Source organism: Megasphaera hominis (assembly GCF_014269395.1).
GTDB lineage: Bacteria > Bacillota > Negativicutes > Veillonellales > Megasphaeraceae > Megasphaera > Megasphaera hominis.
The window spans coordinates 33,840-53,920 of record NZ_JACOGK010000007.1 but is presented as its reverse complement, the minus strand read 5'-3'; the positions used below and the strand labels follow the sequence as shown (position 1 = coordinate 53,920).

Sequence of the window (20,081 nt, the reverse complement as noted above, 5' to 3'; positions counted from 1 at the left end):
AATTAGACAGATGAAAAAGAGGCTGTCTGATTTTTTATCCTTTTTATTCGACAGGAGTTGAGTTTATTGAGCTTTTTTAGCGGAATTATGGATATATTAACAGGTTTCATGTCCGTCTGCCTCGATTATTGTTATGCCTTCACCCATATGATTGGTTACCCGAGCTATGGCATTGCAATTATTTTATTGACGATCATCATCAAGCTGATTCTGGCGCCTTTAACGGCAAAACAGATCCATTCCATGGAAGGCATGCAGAAAATACAGCCGAAGATCAAGGAATTGCAAAAGAAATACAAAGGCGACCAGGCAAAAATGCAGGCAGCCCTGCAGAAGTTATATAAGGAAGAAAAGGTCAGCCCCTTTTCCGGATGCCTGCCGATCATCATTCAGATGCCCTTCCTGATTTCTATTTTCTATGCCCTGCGGGCCTATCCCTATGATCCGGCATACGAAAGCTTTTTATGGATGCCCAGCCTGGGTGCTGCCGATCCGACGTATATCATGCCTATCCTTTCCGCTATTTCTACCTTTGGCATTCAAAAGCAGATGAGCGGTACGCAGGTAGCGATGAATGATGCGCAGGCAAAACAGCAGAAAATCATGCAGATCGTCATGCCTCTCTTCATCGGCTGGATCAGCATCAGCTTCCCTAGCGGTCTTGTTATTTACTGGGTCGTTTCCAACGTATTCCAGTGGGTACAGCAACTCATCATGTTCCGCGGCAAAAAGAAAGGAGCTAATGCATGAACAGTGTAGAAGCTACAGGCAAAACGATCGAAGATGCCGTCCGCTCTGGCCTGGTTCAATTGGGATTAACCCGTGATGAAGCTGATGTCGAAGTATTAGCTGAACCGAAAAGCGGTTTTCTCGGTCTTGGCAGCAAGCCTGCCCAAGTACGGGTAACGGCTAAGAAAGAAGCAGCCCATGTGCTCTTCCGTCAGCAAGAAGAGGCGGCTGCCGCACAGGAAGTACCTGTGCCTGCTGTTGAAAAAGAAGACAGCAAAGCAGTTATAGAAGAAAAAGAAGTGGCTCCTGCCGCTACGGCTCCGGAAACGACAGCACCTGCTGTTGCTAACACACCGGAAGCAGCACCGGCTGTAGCCCTTGCCGATACAGAAGAAACGAAACCCGTATACACAGCGGAAGAAGCCGCCGCTCAGGCAAAACGCTTCTTACAGGAAGTCCTTGCCAATATGGGCCTGCAAGTGATGATCGAAAAGATGATCAAGCCGGACAAGATTGTCCTCCACTTGCACGGGAAAAATCTGGGCATTCTCATCGGTAAGCACGGACAAACGCTGGATGCGCTGCAGTATCTGACGAATCTGACGATTAATCAGAGTCATGAAGGCCGTCATTTTGTCATGCTCGATGTAGAAAATTACCGCCATCGCCGTGAAGAAACGTTAAAACAGCTGGCTGTACGCCTTTCCGGGCGTATTAAGAAAAAAGGCGATAAAGTAGTTTTAGAACCGATGAACGGGTATGAACGCAAGATCATTCACGTGGCACTGCAGGATAAGGAACACGTCCGGACGGAAAGTGAAGGACAGGATCCTTACCGTCATGTAGTCATTTATTACGCAGAATAAACGCAGGCTAACACCTGCAAAAAAACCCGGTGCTGGCACCGGGTTTTTTTGAAAGGAGGAACTCTTCCTATGCTCTACGATGCAACAGATACGATTGCGGCTATTACGACGCCCTTAGGTGAAAGCGGGATCGGCGCCATCCGCATTAGCGGTCCTGACGCATATACCCTGGGTGACCGTATCTTTCACAGCCAGTCCCAAACTCCCTTAGGCGAGAGACGGGACCGGTCTATCCAATACGGCACTATTGTCGATGAACAAGGCCATTGCATAGATGAAGTATTGGCCCTGATCATGAAGGGCCCTCATTCCTATACGGCTGAGGATGTACTCGAAATCCAATGTCATGGCGGCCGTCAGTCCTTGTCTGCTATTTTAGCGCTTATTTTGCGTCAAGGCGCCCGCCTGGCCAATCCCGGTGAGTTTACGGAACGGGCCTTTGTCAACGGCCGTATTGACCTGGCCCAGGCAGAGGCCGTGATGGATGTCATTCAGGCGAAAAGCAAAGCCGGTCTTACCAGTGCCGTAAGCCAGCTGGAGGGCCGCCTTTCCCAGGCCGTCCGGTCTGTGCGTCAGGAACTGACCGAACTGATTACGCGCCTGGAAGTCATGATTGATTACCCGGAAGAAGATTTGGAAGATATTGTCGTACCTGATGTAAGTGCAGCCCTGCAGACGATGCAGGAGAAAATCCAGGCCATGCTGGAAAACTCCCAAAGTGGCAAAATGATCCGCGATGGCGTCGTGGCAGCCATTGCCGGCGTGCCCAATGCCGGGAAATCGAGCCTCCTGAACCGCTTTTTGCAGGAAGAACGGGCCATCGTTACAGATGTACCGGGAACGACGCGGGACGTACTGGAAGAATGGATTGTCCTCCAGGGCGTACCTGTTTGTCTCGTCGATACAGCCGGCATCAGGCAAACGGAAGATACTGTAGAAAAGATAGGTGTTGACCGGGCCCGGAAGTATTTGGACCGCGCCGATATCGTCATGGTAGTCATTGACGGCTCCCGGGCCCTGACGGAAGAAGACCGTCAGATCCTCGCCTCGGTAAAGGGCAAAAAAGCCATTATCGTCTTAAATAAAGAAGACCTGCAAAAAGAAGTGACCGTCTCTGACCTGACGGACTACGGCTTCCCTGTATGTCCTATTTCAGCCAATACAGGAGCCGGTATGGATGCATTAAAAGAGCGACTGCTCCAGGAAGTCCTGGCTCACGGCCTGATGGACGGCCAAAGTGCCCTCCTGACCAATACGCGGCATATCGAGCTGGTGCGGCAAAGTGCAGCCGCCTTGACACGGGCCCAGGAATCCCTGGCCGCCGGCATGCCTCTCGATTGTGCGGTCGTCGATATTCGCGAAGCCTGGGACCTTTTGGGATCCATTACGGGGGAAACGGTTCATGCCGATATTGTAGAAGAAATATTCAGCCGTTTTTGTTTGGGAAAATAATACGAGTTCATACATTACGCAAAGGAAGGAATTTCCATGTTTGTCATAGATACATACGATGTCATCGTCATTGGTGCCGGCCATGCCGGCTGTGAAGCGGCCCTGGCCAGTGCCCGTTTGGGAGCTAAAACACTGATGGCCACACTTAACCTGGATAATATTGCCCTCATGCCCTGTAATCCGGCCGTTGGCGGCCCCGGTAAGAGCCACTTAGTGCGGGAAATCGACGCCTTAGGCGGACAAATGGGCATCAATACGGACTGGACATGCCTGCAAATGCGCATGCTCAATACAGGCAAAGGGCCGGCTGTGTATTCCTTGCGGGCCCAGTCGGATAAAAAGCTCTATCAGATGACCATGACGAAAACCTTGGAAAATCAGGAAAATCTCGATGTGCGCCAGCTCATGGTGACGGACCTCCTCATCGAAGATGGCAAGGTAACGGGCATCCGTACGGAATTAGGTGAAGTATATAAGGCGGCCTGTGTCATTTTGGCGACCGGTACGTACTTAAAGGGGAAAATAATCATTGGCGAATGCACCTACTCCGGCGGCCCGGTAGGACAGCGGTCGGCCGAAGACCTGTCGGCTTCCCTGCTCCGGGCAGGCCTCCATCTCATGCGCTTTAAAACCGGTACGCCTGCCCGCGTCGACCGGCGGACCTTGCGGACGGAGGAAATGACCATTCAAGAAGGCGATACAGACGGTCACGCCTTTTCCTTTATGTCGGAACGGGAAAACCGCAATAAGGAATGCTGCTGGCTGACCTTTACGAATGAAGAAACACACCGCATCATCCGGGAAAATCTGGACCGGGCACCGATGTGTAACGGCACGATTGAAGGCATTGGCCCGCGCTACTGCCCTTCTATCGAATCGAAAATCGTCCGCTTTGCCGACAAGAAACGGCATCAGCTCTTTATTGAATCGGAAGGAGAAGCGACGGAAGAAATGTACGTCCAGGGTATGAGTACGAGTATGCCCATTGATGTGCAGTATGAATTTTTGCGTACCATTCCGGGCCTGGAAGACGTGCGCATTATGCGTCCGGGCTATGCCATTGAATACGATTGCCTCGATCCCTTACAACTGACCCCTGCCCTAGAAACAAAGCAGGTCAGCGGCCTCTTTTCCGCCGGCCAGTCCAACGGGACCAGCGGTTATGAAGAAGCTGCCGCCCAGGGACTCATGGCCGGTATTAATGCGGCCCGCAAGGTCCAGGGAAAAGAACCGTTTATTTTAACGCGTGCCGAAGCGTATATCGGCGTACTGATTGATGATCTGGTCACCAAGGGTACGGAAGAACCATACCGTATGATGACCAGCCGCAGTGAATACCGTCTCATCCTGCGTCAGGATAATGCAGACCTGCGCCTCACCCAGAAGGGCTACGACCTGGGTCTCGTAAGCCAGGCACGCTACGACCGCTTTTGCGCCAAAAAACAGGCTATTGCCGACGGCATAGCTGCGCTGCGGGCCATTTCTATTACGCCCAGCAAGGCCATGGGAGAAAAACTGCAGGCCTTGGGGACTGCACCGGTACATACAGGGCTTACGGCCTATGAACTGCTGCGCCGCCAGGAATTGACCTATGACCGGCTACAGACAGTCTTCGACCTGCCCGATCTGAATGCTGATGTAAAAGAAGAAATCGAAATCATGATCAAATACGAAGGCTATATTAACCGCCAGCTGGAACAGGTAGAAAAAATGAACCGGCTGGAACAAAAGCTCATGCCGGATTCTATCGTGTATGCAGAAATCGATACGCTGTCTGCCGAAGCGCGGCAGAAGCTCGATGCTATCCGTCCCCGTTCCCTCGGCCAGGCCAGCCGTATTTCCGGTGTTTCCCCGGCCGATATTACGGCACTGCTCATCGTGCTGGAACAAAACAAGCGGGAGGGCAATCATGTTTCGTAATGAATTGACTGCCGTTCTGACGGCTATGCATATATCCCTGAGCGAGCAGCAGCTCAGCCAGTTCTGCCGCTTTGAAGAACTCCTCTTGGAAACGAACAAGGTCATGAACCTGACGGCCATTACAGAACCCAAAGAAGTAGCGGTCAAGCACATGGCAGACAGCCTTTCCTGCTATGAGGAAGCGTATTTTCCTAAGGGCGCTGCCTGCCTCGATTTAGGTACCGGCGCCGGTTTTCCCGGTATTCCCCTGCTCATTTACCGGCCGGACCTGCACATGACTTTTTTCGATTCCCTGCAAAAAAGGCTGCGCTTCCTGGAACAGGTCACGACGGAACTAACGCTGACAGGAGCTGTATTTCTCCACGGCCGGGCTGAAGAAAAAGCCCATGACAAGACCTACCGGGAACAGTTTGATGTCGTTACCAGCCGGGCCGTTGCGCGCCTCAATATTCTCTGCGAATGGGCACTGCCCTATGTGCGTACAGGCGGTGTTTTCATTGCCCTTAAGGGGGCACAATATGAAGAGGAAATCAAAGAAGCCGGCCATGCTCTGGCTGTGCTAGGAGGGACCCTGGAAGCTGTGCGTCCTGTGACCTTGCCGGGGCTTACAGATAAGCGGGCTGTCCTCTACATCCGCAAGAACGCCAAGAGTCCCTTAAAATATCCGCGCAAGCCTACACTGGCTGCCAAAAATCCGTTATAATGGAGCTGAATTCATATTTTTCAGCCTATAGAAAGGGTGTGTCAGCATGTCTCTTAAAAAATCTATTCTGGTCCTGCTTACAGCCTGCTTTACCCTGGGTACGGCGGCCGTCATGGCAGCTGCGCCGGAAATTAATGCACAGTCGGCCTGTGTCATTGATGCCAATACGGGAAAAGAATTATATGCCAAGGATGCAGATCACCGCATGTACCCCGGTGGTACGACGATGATTATGACCAGTCTGCTCGGCGTAGAATCGGGGAAACTGGATCAGCCTCTTACGATTGCTCCGGCTTCCCAGCAGCTGCCTGGTGATGTCAGCAAGCTGGGCCTCTATGCCGGGGATAAAGTGACCTTGCGTCATGCCCTGACCGGTATGATGACCGTCGGTGGCTGTGATGCGGCCATAGACGTAGCCGTAACGGTAGCGCCGACAGAAGCTGATTTTGTGCAGCAAATGAATGCCAAGGCTGCCGCCTTAGGCGCGACAGGCACGCATTTTACCAATCCTACCGGCCTGCCTGATGCCAAGCACTATTCGACAGCCCGCGATTTGGCGAAAATCGCAGCCTATGCGATGCAGTCCTCTGATTTCCGCGGCCTTGTAAACCACACGTCCTACGATATGCCCTATATGGATAGCGGGACCAAGCATTGTGAAACGACCAACGGGTTCCTGACCAGTGGCTTTAGCGGTGCTAACGGTGTCAAAACGGGCGTGACGAACGAAGGCGGTCCTTGCCTCGTCGCTTCGGCCACGCGTGATGGCCATACTCTCGTCGTTTCGATCCTCAATTCGCAGAGCCGTTCTGCCGATGCCCAAAGCTTGCTCACGTATGGTTTTTCGCAGTTAACGGATACGACAGCACCGCAGGCGACAGCTAACACGACGAGCCAGCCTGCAGCGGCACCAAGCAAAACTGCCGCGGCGGCAGATACTGACCGGGATGCAGAAGAAGCCTATGTCCTGCGCAATGCACCGGCAGGACAGACCTTATCGTCTATTGCAGCCCAGCAGAGACAGGTGCAGGCCCTTTCTGCTGCCAATGCCCAAGGAGCAGAGTCATAAAAATTAATTCTTGACATAAGACTCTTTCTTGCTATAATAAAAGAACATCATGAATATTCCGATGCAGGACTGACGGATCAGTGGAACAACCACGTGGACTGTATCGCAGTAGTAAGCGCCGACCGTCTGGGCAAAGATATGAAAATATGCTTTGGCCAGCCGGCCGGCGCTTCTTTTTGTGCGCCTGTGTGCCGGCCGACCGCAAAGGAGAGATGGATTCAATGAAAAAGAACCGTTGGCTTATTGCGTTGTCCGCTATGGGGATTCACATCTGCATTGGCAGTGTCTATGCCTGGAGCGTCCTTACCCGCCCGATTATGGAGTCCATGGGCTTTTCCCTGAAGGAAACGACGTGGACCTTCTCCCTGGCCATTTTATTCTTAGGCCTGTCAGCAGGTTTTTTAGGCAGCTTTGTCCAGAAAATCGGACCGCGCAAGTCAGGTCTTTTATCGATGGTTTTCTTCTGCAGCGGTATGTTTGGTACGGCTGCTGCTCTGTATTTCCACAGTCTGCCCCTGCTCTATATCTGCTATGGTGTCATAGGCGGTATCGGCCTGGGCACAGGCTATATTACACCTGTTTCGACACTGGTCAAATGGTTCCCCGATAACCGTGGCTTTGCTACGGGGCTGGCCATTATGGGCTTTGGTTTTGCCAGCATGATCGCCGGCCCGGTTATGCAGCTTCTGGTGCAGCACGTAGGTCTTATTCCCAACTTCCTCATCCTGGGAGCCGTTTATATGACCATTATGACTGCTTCTTCGCTGTATTTGGCGCCGCCTAAAGCAGGCGAAGTGCCTCAGGCCGATCTGGCCCTGCGTCAGGCCGGGGAAAAGAAAAGGATCGTCTATGCCGATTCCCTGCCTCAATTTACGGTCAAGGGGGCTATGAAGACGTGGCAGCTCTATACGATCTGGCTCCTCTTCTTTACTAACATTACCTGCGGTATTGCTCTCCTGGCCGTGGCCTCTCCTATGGCCCAGGAAGTCGTCGGCATGTCACCCATGGCCGCTGCCTCCATGGTCGGTATCATCGGGTTTATGAACGGTGCCGGCCGCATCGCCTGGGCTACCGTATCGGACTACATTGGCCGTTCGGCTACATATGTCCTCTTCTTCGCCATTGAAATCGTCGCCTTCTGGCAGCTTTCCCAGGTGACTAACTCCTTTAGCTTCCAGGTTCTCGTACTGCTCATCATCACCTGCTATGGCGGCGGCTTCTCGTGCATGCCGGCCTACCTTTCGGACCTCTTCGGCACACGCGAACTCAGTGCTATTCACGGACGTATTCTTACGGCCTGGGGCGCTGCCGGTGTCGCCGGTCCGCTGCTGCTGGCCTTGATCAAAGAAACGACGAACAGCTATGCCGTCACCTTGCAGGTCTTCTCGGCCTTCTTCGTCGGCGCCCTGGTACTGATGCTCTTCCTTAAATACCAGACCCGTCATGGCATTGTCTGCCATGATGCGGAAAACCTTCGTCCTGTCCGGCAGAAGGCGGAAGTGAAAGGCTAAGCTCTGTTTGATTCCCTATCCCCTGTGGCAGCATAATGCTGCCTGGGGGATTTTTTTTATCCCAGTATATCGTAGTTAGATAGATGATTGAAAATGATTGCTTTTTAAACATAGTCACTAAAAATGATTGAAAATGATTGATTATGATTATATAATGAAGATATACATAAAGATTGATCTACAGAAAAAGACGGGTGACGCTATGCTTACAGAAGAACGACAGGAAGAAATCGTACGCATTGTCAATGCTGGCGGTGCAGCCTCTGTACAGGAACTGGTTGATTATTTTCATATTTCAGAGGCCACTGTACGCCGGGATTTAACGGTATTGCAACAGGCCGGCCGCTTGCGCCGTGTCCATGGCGGGGCTACGGCTATTCCTTCCGATACAGCCGGCTATGAAGCCAATATGGAAGAGCTGGAAATAAAATATGCCTTTCATTTGCCGGAAAAACGCCGTATTGCCCAATATGCGGCAGGACAAATCGGCCCTGCCGATTTCGTTTATCTCGACGCCGGTTCGACAGTGGAACAAATGGCAGATTTCCTTTCGGGCTCTACGGCGACGTTTGTGACGAACAGCCTGCCCTTAGCACAGAAACTGGCCCGTAATGGCTGTCAGGTCAGAATCCTGGCGGGCCATGTCAAAGGGACGACGTCTTCCGTCGTCGGCAGTGAGGTCATACAGCTCCTGCGCCGGTATCACTTTACGAAAGGCTTTTTTGGGGCTAATGGACTGAGCCTTCATGAAGGCTGTACGACGCCGGATATTGAAGAGGCAGCTACCAAGGAGGCGGCTGTCGTTCGCTGTAATACGGCGTATATCCTGGCCGATGCCAGTAAATTTGGCCTGGCTTCGCATATTACCTTTGCCGAATTACCGGACGTTACGATTATTACTGCCAAAAGCGAACGCATTCAGGATTTTAGCTCGTATCAGCAGTTAACGGAGGTGCATGTACTGTGATTTACACGGTAACCTTTAATCCTTCCCTGGATTATGTTGTACGTATGAAACATTTTGAAACGGGGGCCATCAACCGGGCCGAGCAGGAAACGATCTACCCTGGCGGCAAGGGCATCAACGTGGCCCTGGTCTTGGGCAACCTGCATATTCCGGCCCGGATTTTGGGCTTTACAGCCGGTTTTACAGGCCAGGAGATCGTCCGCCTTTGCAAGGAAAACGGCGGCGATTGTGATTTTATTACGCTCGATCAGGGAAATTCCCGCATCAATTTGAAAATCAGTGCTGCCGATGAAACGGCTGTGAACGGTATGGGCCCGGATATACCGGAAGCCAAGCTGCAGCTCCTGTGGGAAAAAATACAGACCTTAAAGGCTGGCGATACGCTGGTTTTGGCCGGCAGTATTCCGGCTGTCCTGCCAGGTGACATGTATGAAGATATCATGAAGCGGCTCCAGGGCCGGCAGATCCGCGTTGTCGTCGATGCGACAGGCGATCTCCTGCGCAATGTCATCGCCTATCACCCCTTCCTGATCAAACCGAATCAATTTGAATTGGGCGAACTCTTCAGTGTGATCCTGCATACAGATGAAGAAATCATTACCTGTGGCAAACGGCTCCAGTCGATGGGTGCCCGCAACGTACTCGTGTCGTTAGGGGAAGCCGGAGCCTTGCTCATCGGTGAAGATGGGCAGGTGTACCGCCGCGCAGCACCACAGGGCAAGATGGTCAACTCCGTCGGTGCCGGGGACAGCATGGTGGCCGGTTTCCTGGCAGGCTATGAATCGTCCGGCGGCAATTTGGAAGAAGCCTTAAAACTGGGCTTGTGCGCCGGCAGTGCCACAGCCTTTCAGGAATGGCTGGCGACAGAGCAGGAAATCCGTGCTCTCTATGAAGCGTTATAGATACTCGTAGGAAAGTGAGGGGAAATCCCGTGCGTATTGCAGATTTATTAAAACTCGACAGTATTGATCTCCAGGCACAAGCCGTCAACAAAGAGGCGGCCATTGATCACCTCGTAGACCTGATGGCTAAGGGCGGTCATTTACGGGACGTCAGTGCCTATAAGGCCGGCGTACTGGCCCGTGAAGCAGAAGGCAGTACAGGGATTGGCGAAGGGATTGCTATTCCGCATGCCAAGACCGATGCCGTGCAAAATCCCGGCCTGGCTTCCATGATCGTCCGTAGCGGCGTCGATTATGAAAGCCTCGACGAAGAACCGGCGTATCTCTTCTTCATGATTGCCGCTCCGGCTGACGGGGCAGATATTCACTTGGAAGTATTGAGCCGTTTGAGCCGTATGCTCATGGACGATGACTTTCGCGACCGCCTGATGCAGGCTGCGTCGCCGCAGGAATATTTAGCGGTTATCAATGAGGCGGAAGCAGCGCAGCTGGCCGAAGAGGAAGCCGAAGCGGCAGAAGAAGCGGCAGCCCAGGCAGCACCTGTGCCGGCGGCACCTGAGACAGAAACAGAAAAGCCCTACGTCATTGGCGTAACGGCGTGCCCGACGGGCATTGCCCATACGTATATGGCAGCCGAAGCACTGGAAAATAAAGCCCAGGAAATGGGCGTTGAGATTAAAATAGAAACGAATGGCTCCGGCGGCGCCAAGCATGTCCTCACAGCCGCCGATATTCAGCGGGCTGCCGGGGTTATCGTCGCAGCCGATAAGGATGTGGCAACGGACCGCTTTGATGGCAAGCCCGTTCTCTTTGTAAAAGTGGCTGCCGGTATTAAAGAACCGGAGCATCTCATTCAGCAAGTACTTGATGGCAGTGTACCGATCTTTCACAGTACGCACGCCGCTGCGGCAGGCAATGAGCCGGCCACAGCAAGCGGTGAAAGTGCCGGCCGGCAGATTTATAAACACCTCATGAACGGTGTTTCTCACATGCTCCCCTTCGTCATTGGCGGCGGTATTCTCATTGCCCTGGCCTTCCTCTTCGATATGGGCAACGCAGGGTCGGGCAACTTTGGTTCCGGCACGCCGCTGGCAGCCTTTTTAAAGACCGTCGGTGGTCTTTCCTTCAGCATGATGATGCCGATCCTGGCCGGCTACATTGCCGTCAGTATTGGTGAACGGCCGGCTCTCATGCCGGGCATCGTCGGCGGTTTCCTGGCGACACAAGGTGGTTCCGGTTTCTTCGGTGCTCTCTTTGCCGGGTTTATTGCAGGCTATGTAGTCGTCTTATTGAAAAAGGTTTTTGCCCATCTGCCCCAGTCCCTGGAAGGAACCAAGCCGGTCCTCATTTATCCGGTCTTAGGGCTGATCCTCATAGGTGTCATTATGACCTGCGTCATCAATCCGCCTATGTCCATCTTCAATCAGTGGCTCTCTAACGCTCTTAACTCCATGTCGACGTCGAGCCGGATTATTCTCGGCTTTATCCTCGGCGGCATGATGTCTATCGATTTTGGCGGGCCTATCAATAAAGCCGCATATGTCTTTGGTACGGCCTCGCTCATGAGCGCATCCGGCGCGGCTGTCAGCTCAGGCATCATGGCTTCGGTCATGGTTGGCGGCATGGTACCGCCGCTGGCAATCTCCCTGGCAATGCTCCTCTTTAAAGGGAAATTTACGCCTAAAGAACGGCAGTCCACGATTACTAACTTTATTATGGGTCTCTCCTTCATTACAGAAGGGGCCATTCCCTTTGCGGCCTCAGACCCGTTACATGTCATTCCTTCCTGTGCCATTGGCGCAGCCGTAGCCGGTGCGCTTTCCATGCTTTTCGGCTGCACCCTGCCGGCGCCGCATGGCGGCATCTTCGTCTTTGGCGTCGTCCACAATTGGCCCATGTACTTAGCGGCCCTGGTTATTGGCACGGTCGTTGCGGCCGTTCTCTTGGGCCTTATACGCAAAGCCCAGCCGCAGGAATAAGACCGTTCTCTTGCGATTCTGCTGTACGTAACGTACACTATATATATACGTATCATCACACTTAAAGGAGGAACTATCATGAAAGAATTTACGTTTACTATTACGGATCCCCAAGGTATTCACGCTCGTCCGGCAGGACTGCTCGTAAAAGAAGCCAAAAAATATGCGGCTACCCTGACCATCTTAAAGGGTACCAAAAAAGGCGATCTGAAAAAGATTTTTACCGTCATGGGCTTAGGCGTTAAACAGGGTGAAACCGTAACCGTTCAGGCACAAGGTGCTGATGAAGACGCTGCTGCTGCCGCTATGGAAGCCTTCTTGAAGGAAAATTTCTAAGTTATCACCATAGTATGGGGAGAATTGCCAGGGCGATTCTCCCCTGTCTTTCAAAGGAGGTTCTCCATGTTAGTACTCAAAGGAAAAAGTGTCAATACGGGCATTACCATTGGGCCGCTGGCACTGTTTCATCGCAATACTATTTCTACGGCAGAACGTAAAATCGAAGATGTAGCAGCCGAAATCGACCGTTTCCAGGCAGCCCGGGAAGCGGCAATCCGCCAGCTCCAGGCCCTGTATGAAAAGGCCCTGGCAAAAGTCGGTGAAGAACAGGCAGCTGTATTTGAAGTACATCAGATGATGCTCGAAGACGACGATTACATCGATTCCATCGTCGGCCAGATCGAAGAAAAACAGTGCAATGCCGAAGCAGCTGTCGAAAATACGGCTCAGCAGTTTGCCACCATGTTCCGGGAAATGGATGATGCGTATATGCAGGCCCGGGCTGCAGATGTACTGGACATATCCCGCCGGGTAGAACAGGAATTGTGCGGCGGCCAGGGGATTGATTTCAGTAAATACGATGAAGTGATTATCGCTGCCGACGATCTGGCTCCCAGTGAAACGATGCAGCTCGATACGGATAAAATTTTAGGCTTTATTACCTCCGGTGGCAGTGCCAATTCCCACACGGCTATTCTGGCCCGGACGCTGGGCATTGCGGCCATCGTCAATACGGGGACACAGCTCCATCAGGACGTAGATGGCCTGTTGGCTATTGTCGATGGTACGACCGGTACGGTCTACATTAATCCCGACGCGGAAACGCTCGCCCGGATGCAGCAGGCGCAAAAGGAAGAAAAGGATCGCCGTAAGCGGCTGGAATTGGTCCGCGGCCTGCCTTCGGCAACCAAGGACGGCAAGGCCGTAGAAATCTTTGCCAACATTGGCAATCCGGATAACCTGCCGCAGGTACTGGCTAACGATGCCGAAGGCATTGGCCTCTTCCGCAGTGAATTCCTCTACCTGGGCCGGACGGACTATCCGACGGAAGAGGAACAGTTTGAAGCATATAAAAAGACGGTCCAGGCCCTGCCCGGCAAAAAGGTTGTCATCCGGACCCTCGATATTGGTGCCGATAAGAAAGTCGATTATTTTAATCTGGCAGAAGAAGAAAACCCGGCCCTGGGCATGCGGGCAATCCGTATTTGCCTGACCCGTCCGGAACTCTTCAAGACCCAGCTCCGGGCCTTGTGCCGGGCTTCGGCCTTTGGCAAGATTGCCGTCATGTTCCCCATGATCATTTCGGTCAAGGAAATACGGCGGGCTAAGGAACTGTTGCAGGAAGTGCGCCAGGATCTGGATCGCCGGAGGATTGCCTATGATAAGGACATGGAAATCGGCATCATGATTGAAACGCCGGCAGCGGCTATTATGAGTGACGACCTGGCCAAGGAAGTCGATTTCTTCAGTATTGGCTCCAATGATCTGACCCAGTATACACTGGCCATCGACCGGCAGCAGACCCAGCTGGATTCGTTCTTTGATGCGCACCATCCGGCTGTTCTGCGTCTCATCGGCCAGACCATTGCCAATGGCCACCAGGCCGGCATCTGGGTAGGGATTTGCGGCGAACTCGGTGCAGACCTGAGCCTGACGGAAACGTTCCTGCGCATGGGCGTAGACGAGCTGTCTGTGAGCCCTCAGTCAGTCCTTCCCTTGCGGGATACAGTACGCTCCCTCGACTTAAGCAAATAAGACGGATTTATTTATGAAGACGCTCTGCCTTTGGGCAGGGCGTCTTTTTAGAAACACCCTGCTTGTTTCACGTGAAACATTCTGGAAAAAATAGATTTTTCAGCATATTTGACAGGCCGTAGTGTCTATGGTACAGTCAAAGTACTTTTCTTTCAATCAGGTGCTTTGCTTAAAAGAGAAGCCGGGTAAGCCGGCGCGGTGCCGCCGCTGTAAGGTGGAGCGAGGCTGCTAAATGCCACTGTACACAGAAGTATGGGAAGGCGCAGCGTAGTGATGATGCCGAGCCAGAAGAACTGCCTGATTGTGTAATCAACGAACCTGCGAGCCATAGGGAGTGGATGATGTTTTTTCAGCGCCTGCTCTGCCGTCTTCAGGAATTATTTTGAAGGAGTGACAGTGGTATGTTTCGTAAGCTATGGAAACGTGTATGTCTATGTTCTATTATGGGGATCACCGGCTGTGGTGCCTATACGGGTGTGCCGGCCAAGGCGTCGTATCGGCTGCATCCGGCCGTCAAGGACCCGACGCCGGCCTTGCGCCAGGCTGCAGCCATTGGCGTACGGACCTATGAAAATCCGGAGCTCGCCCACAGGGAGAACGTCGACGCCCTCCTTATTGTCAGCTTCGGTACGACCTATGCGGAAAGCCGCCGCCTGAACATCAATGCGACTGTCGCGGCTATTCAGGCTGCCCACAGGGATACCCGTGTGGCCTTGGCATTTACGTCCCATATCATCATCGACCGGATCCGGGCTAAGGAAGGCCGTGTCATACCTACACCGGAACAGGCTCTGGAAGAACTCCTGACGGCTGGCTGTACGCGCGTAGCCCTGGCTTCTCTCGATATCATTCCCGGCATGGAATATAGTTATATGACGGCCATTTTCGATTTATATAAGGCCAATTTTAAGAAGATGACCTTAGGTACGCCCCTTCTCTATTGGATGGGCCAAGAAGGGCAGCGTGACGATGTAGCCGAATTTGCCCGGGCCTTTGCGACGCAATTTCCCCCGGCGGCCCTAGGGGAAAATAAAGCCATCCTGGTCATGGCCCACGGTACGCTCCATCCGGCCAATGCCTATTATGCCGTCGTCCAGCACCGCCTGAACCAGGCTGGTCTGGACCGGGTCTATGTCTATTCCGTCGAAGGCTGGCCGGCACTTGGGGAAATTATACCCCTGCTCAAGGCCCGGGGCATTAGGGAGGTCCTGCTCATGCCGATGATGCTCGTCGCCGGCGACCACGCCAACAATGACATGGCCGGTACGGCAGACGATTCGCATAAGACGCTGCTCGAAAAGGCCGGTTTTTCTGTCAGCGTGTACATCCATGGCCTGGGAGAAAATGCGGCTGTCCGGAAGATGTTTGTCGAACGGGCCAATGAAGCCTGGGCGGCACTGACAGGAGAAACTGTATAACTGACGGGCCTAAAGGGGCTGGCAGGTAAAATCCTTTGACTTACTGTAAAAATCAGTATAAGATAACGGTGTATAGAAAAAAGGCTGTGCTATGTATCAGTCTCCAGATTAGATGATGAGGTGAGGATATGAATTTTGACGAAGCCGCTATGGCTGTACGACGTGGTAAAAAAGGTATCATTGAAACGCTCCCCCGGGCTGTCCTGAAGACGCGGGATGATTTGAGTACGCTCTATACGCCGGGTGTAGCCCAGCCGTGCCGGGAAATTGTGAAGGATAAGGATTTATCCTTCGACTTGACCTGTCGTGGCAATATGATTGCCGTCGTTTCCGATGGTACGCGTGTACTGGGCTTGGGCGACATTGGTCCTGAAGCGGCCATGCCGGTTATGGAAGGGAAATCCATCCTATTCAAAGTCTTTGGCGGCGTCAATGCTGTACCCATCTGCTTGGATACGAAGGATCCGCAAAAATTCATTGAAACGGTAAAAATGCTCCAGCCGTCGTTTGCCGGCATTAATCTGGAAGATATTTCTTCACCTAAATGCTATGAAATAGAAACGACACTGAAAAAGGAAATGGATATCCCCGTTTTCCACGATGACCAGCACGGCACGGCTATTGCGGCTCTCGCCGGCGTTATCGGTGCCCTGCGTGTCGTAGGCAAAAAGCTGGCAACGGCTAAGATTGTCATCAACGGTGCCGGTGCTGCCGGTGCGTCTATTGGCCGCCTCCTCGTTCGCGCCGGAGCGGAACAGGTCATCATGGTAGATCGCTTTGGTGCTTTATATGAAGGCATGGAAGGCCTCAATAGCGTACAGGCTGAACTGGCCAGCCTGACTAACAAGGAACACGTACAGGGCACCTTAGCTGACGTCGTAAAAGGCGCTGATTTGCTCCTCGGCGTTTCGGCACCCCATATCTTTACAAAAGAAATTATCCGCTCCATGAATGCGGATGCCATCGTCTTTGCTATGGCTAACCCCATTCCGGAAACGGATTATGAATCTGCCAAGGCCGCCGGTGCCCGCGTCGTCGGTACAGGCCGTTCGGATTCTCCGAACCAGATCAACAACGTCTTGGTCTTCCCGGGCATTTTCCGCGGTGCCCTGGCTGTACGGGCCCGCCATATCAACGAAGATATGAAGATTGCTGCGGCCTACGCCATTGCCGGCCTCATTAGTGATGCGGAATTACAGGAAGAGTACGTGATTCCCGATGCCTTTGATGAACGCGTAGCACCGGCTGTGGCAGCTGCGGTAGCCAAGGCCGCTATGGAATCAGGCTCGGCCCGTATTGAACGCGATCCTGAAGAAATTCGTCAGGAAGCAGCCACGCAAATTGCAGAACTGCACGCGATGATCGACAAACTGCACGGCTAAGCTCTTTGCAGATGTAAAATTCCCGCCTTGTTTCACGTGAAACAAGGCGGGAATTTTTGTATCTTCACAATATCTTCATAATATCTTCACAACTTTTTCGCATGCCTTTACTATACTATAGGCATAGACAAAAGTAAAAGGAGGTAGACATGATGAGACGAACACTTGCCCTAGGTTTGGCCGCTATCGCGGCTGTTGCCAGCTTCTCTGTTTTTGCTGCAGCCCCCACTGCAGGTGCACAGAATGAGGCACAAAACGGGTATGGCACATATTGCCAGGGGCCACAGGACTGCTATGGCAATACAAGTAATGTGAATGCGTCAGCCTATTGCCAGGGACCGCAGGATTGTCCGGCTCCGGCAGCAGGTACGTACTGCCAGGGACCGCAGAATTGCTATACGGGCACGGCGGCTACGACGGGAAACGGGGACACAGCGTCTTCTAACCAGAATGGCTACACCTGTGCCGGTCCGCGTGGCTGTCGTGGCCTTGCGGCTCAGCGGTAATGATATTGTACATATATAGGAGGAACTAGTTATGGTAATGACTCATTATATGGAGCTCCTTTCACTCCATCAGCCTTGGTTTTTGATCCTTTTTATGCTGGTACCGATGGTTTTGGCAGAAACCATTTTGGCTGCCGGTGTGATTTCCCTGATTGATGGCGACGCACGCAGTGCCCGCTGGGATTCGTTAAGTCATGCAGCCAGTCTCATCTTGGGCGTTTTCTTCATCTTTGCCGCCGGCTACATTGTCATTTCGTACATGCCGACCATTCAATGGCGTGGTCCTATTGACTACATTGCCGTATGGAGCTACGTTTTGGCTATTATTCCGGCAGTACTGCTTATCCTCTTCGAATTGGGCGTTGTTTGCAAGAATGCCGATGTAGAAAAACGCTTGAAGCGTCACACACTGCTCATGATTCTCTTCATCTTCTTTACCCACATGGCCATGGTCTTCGGCATGGCTGATCCGCAGCTCGCCGGCTATGTACCGCCGCAGCAGACCATGAACATGCAGATGAACATGCAAAACGGACAGATGAACCATGATATGAGCAATCAGCCGATGGATCATCAGCACATGCATCACCAAATGAATGATCAGCAGATGAACAATCAGCAAAATATGAATATGAATCAGCAGAGCTCCGATGCTAACAAATAATTTCTGCTTTTCTCTTTTCTCCCCCATGCTACGGCATGGGGGATTTGTTTCACGTGAAACATGGAAACCTACCGTAAAATAAAATCATACAAAATAGGGTAGACAACGTCCTGAGGATTTCGAGCGTTACGGTACGCTCATGGTTTTCCGACAATCATATTTAGTTTCTCTTATTGCTAAGTGGCACAACAAAATAGGATCGTAGATGTCTGTTTTAAGCTCCCGTTAAGTACAAGGACTACCATCTCTTGGAAGTAGTTCTTTCTTAACGGGAGTGTTTGGTTATGCGGATTTCTTTTGCTTTATATTTTTATCAACAAAGCCTTGCCCTTTACGGGCAATGACATATCTTGCTCCCTGGTGAATTGTCAATTTCTTTCTGTCGCAATATTTTTGTTTGGCAATCTTGCTTGTGTAAGCAGGATTGACTTGAATTACATGAACATTTCGTCTATAACAACAATTTTCAAACGTTTTCTTGTACCTGGAATAATCGAAGGCATGAATCATTTTGTTGTATGCCCTGCCCTGATCAGACTTTGCTGTAGCTGTCTCCGATTTTGCTTTGCGAAAATCTAACTCTTCGATGACGATGTCTTTGCCCACAGATATTGCATAATTTACGATGTGAGAGGTGACTTCACGGATTTCGGATTCTGCTTTCTTTCCCGTACCATGATACTGTAACCGATAGTGTTTTAGACTGACGAGATTTCCCGTGTCATTGGTTTCGGCTAATTCGATGAACCCGTCGTTATAGTCCAAACCGATTGTTCCATAGGTCTTTCTCGTTTTACAATCGTCGGTATCCCTATCAAGCGTTACCATGGCTTGCAGGTAACAGGCATTGCCGCGAAAGACGATGCGATAGCTGATGCCGTGGTCTTGCTTAATAATCGTTTTGGCAAGCAGCCCGCTCAGGTAGGAAAAGATACAAGTTCCATAAACATATGCACGGTTTTTTGTATTTTTTCGTAATTGAATAGCGAAGCGATTCCCTTTGCTTGTATGTACCATGGGTGTTAATTGTACAATCTGGTTGCAACGATGTTCGTCTTTTGAGCCGATATATAAAGACCGGTTATCTCTTTGCTTACGAAAACGGTCTAACCAGATTGCATGACTCGTCAGCTTGTTTTCTGCCAGATGATATTGGGCCCGAAACAGTTTCTTTGAACCAAAGCATAGATGTAAATCCTTGCTTTGAATCTCTTTCAACAAATTGGCTTGTTTCTGCTTTAGTTTATTCAGCTTTTGATTGGTATAAAAGATTTTTTCTTTCTGCTGGCGATAATAGGTTAAGGCGGAAGGAGATAATTGATTGTTTCGGGACCTTTCCTTTAATGCGGCTACTTTTTCGCAAAGCTTCTTTCGCTTTTTATCAAGCTTTTTTATTTTACGACTCAGCTGGCTAAACTCATACCATTTTAGTTGATACAGAGCTTTATATAACCCTTCTACTTCAGAAATAACTGAATTGGCCAGACGCTTATTCACATGAAAGCGGTTTTGCAAAATGGTATTAAACGCGCTTTTCTTTACAGAGAACCTGCCACCATTGTTATACCGATGCCATGTAAAACGCAGCATCTTGCCATAGAGGAGATGATACTCTTTTACATATTCGATTAACCCGGCATTTTCTCTTTGATTGAGCCGAGTTTCAATGGTATACGTTTTAGAAGCAATCATTCTCCTCATCTTCTTTCTCATCCATTAGAGATTAAAATAAATCTAATTACGCAGGTAACTCTTTACAAACCACGATTCGTCTACCTTTTTCTGTTCATTTGATAGGCAAATTCCCTTGTTTAACGTAATTATTCCGCTTTGTAGGCAGGTTCTGTGAATTCACTTTTATATATAAGTTAGCATCTCATTTGTTTTCTTTTATTATTATAACTGATATTATTTTGTTTATCAAATAAAATACAACAGCGTACAATCATGTATTTATTAAATGATTATACGCTGTTTAT

The 20,081-nt window shown here is 51.1% G+C and carries 17 protein-coding genes and 2 riboswitches; of the genes, 16 read left to right on the top strand and 1 reads right to left on the bottom strand.

The window, feature by feature from the left end; translation table 11 throughout:
- Positions 1-87 precede the first annotated feature (87 nt).
- The 16 genes from H8J70_RS03580 to H8J70_RS03505 all read left to right on the top strand — a co-directional run bounded on the left by H8J70_RS03580 (position 88) and on the right by H8J70_RS03505 (position 18,102).
- Positions 88-750, top strand: coding sequence for a YidC/Oxa1 family membrane protein insertase (locus H8J70_RS03580; RefSeq protein ID WP_186502491.1), 663 nt, complete (start codon positions 88-90; stop codon positions 748-750).
- The gene (jag, locus tag H8J70_RS03575) at positions 747-1,595 is read left to right on the top strand and encodes an RNA-binding cell elongation regulator Jag/EloR (protein ID WP_186502490.1); all 849 of its coding nucleotides are present in this window, start codon (positions 747-749) and stop codon (positions 1,593-1,595) included. The genes H8J70_RS03580 and jag overlap by 4 nt, the downstream gene beginning before the upstream one ends.
- 69 nt (positions 1,596-1,664) lie before the next feature.
- Positions 1,665-3,047, top strand: a complete 1,383-nt coding sequence (mnmE, locus tag H8J70_RS03570) for a tRNA uridine-5-carboxymethylaminomethyl(34) synthesis GTPase MnmE (protein ID WP_186502489.1) — start codon at positions 1,665-1,667, stop codon at positions 3,045-3,047.
- A 36-nt stretch (positions 3,048-3,083) separates the two neighbouring features.
- A complete protein-coding gene (gene mnmG / locus H8J70_RS03565; RefSeq protein WP_186502488.1) occupies positions 3,084-4,967 on the top strand; it encodes a tRNA uridine-5-carboxymethylaminomethyl(34) synthesis enzyme MnmG in 1,884 nt (627 codons plus the stop codon).
- Entirely contained in the window at positions 4,957-5,670 is a 714-nt protein-coding gene (rsmG, locus tag H8J70_RS03560; protein ID WP_186502487.1) for a 16S rRNA (guanine(527)-N(7))-methyltransferase RsmG, read from the top strand. The genes mnmG and rsmG overlap by 11 nt, the downstream gene beginning before the upstream one ends.
- Before the next feature lie 46 nt (positions 5,671-5,716).
- Positions 5,717-6,739, top strand: coding sequence for a D-alanyl-D-alanine carboxypeptidase family protein (locus H8J70_RS03555; protein WP_186502486.1), 1,023 nt, complete (start codon positions 5,717-5,719; stop codon positions 6,737-6,739).
- Positions 6,740-6,794: 55 nt separating this feature from the next.
- Positions 6,795-6,878, top strand: a riboswitch (ZMP/ZTP riboswitch).
- An 82-nt stretch (positions 6,879-6,960) separates the two neighbouring features.
- Positions 6,961-8,250 (top strand): L-lactate MFS transporter, encoded by a 1,290-nt coding sequence (locus H8J70_RS03550; RefSeq protein WP_186502485.1) that lies wholly within the window; start codon positions 6,961-6,963, stop codon positions 8,248-8,250.
- Between the two features lie 202 nt (positions 8,251-8,452).
- Positions 8,453-9,217 (top strand): DeoR/GlpR family DNA-binding transcription regulator, encoded by a 765-nt coding sequence (locus tag H8J70_RS03545; RefSeq protein ID WP_186502484.1) that lies wholly within the window; start codon positions 8,453-8,455, stop codon positions 9,215-9,217.
- Positions 9,214-10,119, top strand: coding sequence for a 1-phosphofructokinase (gene pfkB / locus H8J70_RS03540; RefSeq protein ID WP_186502483.1), 906 nt, complete (start codon positions 9,214-9,216; stop codon positions 10,117-10,119). Before H8J70_RS03545 ends, pfkB begins: the two co-directional genes overlap by 4 nt.
- A 29-nt stretch (positions 10,120-10,148) precedes the next feature.
- Positions 10,149-12,098 carry a PTS fructose transporter subunit IIABC gene (locus H8J70_RS03535; RefSeq protein ID WP_186502482.1) on the top strand — a complete coding sequence of 650 codons (1,950 nt, stop codon included), beginning with the start codon at positions 10,149-10,151 and terminating at the stop codon, positions 12,096-12,098.
- Positions 12,099-12,176: 78 nt separating this feature from the next.
- On the top strand, positions 12,177-12,434 hold the full coding sequence (locus tag H8J70_RS03530) for an HPr family phosphocarrier protein (RefSeq protein ID WP_186502481.1): 258 nt from the start codon (positions 12,177-12,179) through the stop codon (positions 12,432-12,434).
- Between the two features lie 66 nt (positions 12,435-12,500).
- Positions 12,501-14,132 carry a phosphoenolpyruvate--protein phosphotransferase gene (gene ptsP, locus H8J70_RS03525; RefSeq protein ID WP_186502480.1) on the top strand — a complete coding sequence of 544 codons (1,632 nt, stop codon included), beginning with the start codon at positions 12,501-12,503 and terminating at the stop codon, positions 14,130-14,132.
- A 141-nt stretch (positions 14,133-14,273) separates the two neighbouring features.
- Positions 14,274-14,447, top strand: a riboswitch (cobalamin riboswitch).
- Between the two features lie 86 nt (positions 14,448-14,533).
- Positions 14,534-15,550: a sirohydrochlorin cobaltochelatase gene (locus H8J70_RS03520; protein ID WP_186502479.1), complete on the top strand. Its 1,017-nt coding sequence runs from the start codon at positions 14,534-14,536 to the stop codon at positions 15,548-15,550.
- A gap of 128 nt (positions 15,551-15,678) precedes the next feature.
- A complete protein-coding gene (locus H8J70_RS03515; protein ID WP_186502478.1) occupies positions 15,679-16,932 on the top strand; it encodes an NAD(P)-dependent malic enzyme in 1,254 nt (417 codons plus the stop codon).
- 149 nt (positions 16,933-17,081) lie between these two features.
- Entirely contained in the window at positions 17,082-17,438 is a 357-nt protein-coding gene (locus H8J70_RS03510; protein ID WP_186502477.1) for a hypothetical protein, read from the top strand.
- Between the two features lie 31 nt (positions 17,439-17,469).
- Complete coding sequence (locus tag H8J70_RS03505) at positions 17,470-18,102, top strand: DUF6803 family protein (protein WP_186502476.1); 633 nt, start codon at positions 17,470-17,472, stop codon at positions 18,100-18,102.
- A 282-nt stretch (positions 18,103-18,384) separates the two neighbouring features.
- Here the strand turns inward: H8J70_RS03505 and H8J70_RS03500 are convergent, their stop codons facing one another.
- The gene (locus tag H8J70_RS03500) at positions 18,385-19,794 is read right to left on the bottom strand and encodes an IS200/IS605 family accessory protein TnpB-related protein (protein ID WP_186502475.1); all 1,410 of its coding nucleotides are present in this window, start codon (positions 19,792-19,794) and stop codon (positions 18,385-18,387) included.
- Positions 19,795-20,081: the final 287 nt, after the last annotated feature.

Excerpts from the sequence above, each read along its gene's own strand:
- ptsP (WP_186502480.1), top strand. The coding sequence starts at position 12,501 with ATGTTAGTACTCAAAGGAAAAAGTGTCAATACGGGCATTACCATTGGG.
- mnmE (WP_186502489.1), top strand. The coding sequence starts at position 1,665 with ATGCTCTACGATGCAACAGATACGATTGCGGCTATTACGACGCCCTTA.
- H8J70_RS03520 (WP_186502479.1), top strand. The coding sequence starts at position 14,534 with ATGTTTCGTAAGCTATGGAAACGTGTATGTCTATGTTCTATTATGGGG.
- H8J70_RS03505 (WP_186502476.1), top strand. The coding sequence starts at position 17,470 with ATGGTAATGACTCATTATATGGAGCTCCTTTCACTCCATCAGCCTTGG.
- jag (WP_186502490.1), top strand. The coding sequence starts at position 747 with ATGAACAGTGTAGAAGCTACAGGCAAAACGATCGAAGATGCCGTCCGC.
- H8J70_RS03510 (WP_186502477.1), top strand. The coding sequence starts at position 17,082 with ATGATGAGACGAACACTTGCCCTAGGTTTGGCCGCTATCGCGGCTGTT.
- H8J70_RS03530 (WP_186502481.1), top strand. The coding sequence starts at position 12,177 with ATGAAAGAATTTACGTTTACTATTACGGATCCCCAAGGTATTCACGCT.
- H8J70_RS03545 (WP_186502484.1), top strand. The coding sequence starts at position 8,453 with ATGCTTACAGAAGAACGACAGGAAGAAATCGTACGCATTGTCAATGCT.
- mnmG (WP_186502488.1), top strand. The coding sequence starts at position 3,084 with ATGTTTGTCATAGATACATACGATGTCATCGTCATTGGTGCCGGCCAT.
- rsmG (WP_186502487.1), top strand. The coding sequence starts at position 4,957 with ATGTTTCGTAATGAATTGACTGCCGTTCTGACGGCTATGCATATATCC.
- H8J70_RS03580 (WP_186502491.1), top strand. The coding sequence starts at position 88 with ATGGATATATTAACAGGTTTCATGTCCGTCTGCCTCGATTATTGTTAT.
- H8J70_RS03515 (WP_186502478.1), top strand. The coding sequence starts at position 15,679 with ATGAATTTTGACGAAGCCGCTATGGCTGTACGACGTGGTAAAAAAGGT.
- H8J70_RS03555 (WP_186502486.1), top strand. The coding sequence starts at position 5,717 with ATGTCTCTTAAAAAATCTATTCTGGTCCTGCTTACAGCCTGCTTTACC.
- H8J70_RS03550 (WP_186502485.1), top strand. The coding sequence starts at position 6,961 with ATGAAAAAGAACCGTTGGCTTATTGCGTTGTCCGCTATGGGGATTCAC.
- H8J70_RS03500 (WP_186502475.1), bottom strand. The coding sequence starts at position 19,794 with ATGATTGCTTCTAAAACGTATACCATTGAAACTCGGCTCAATCAAAGA.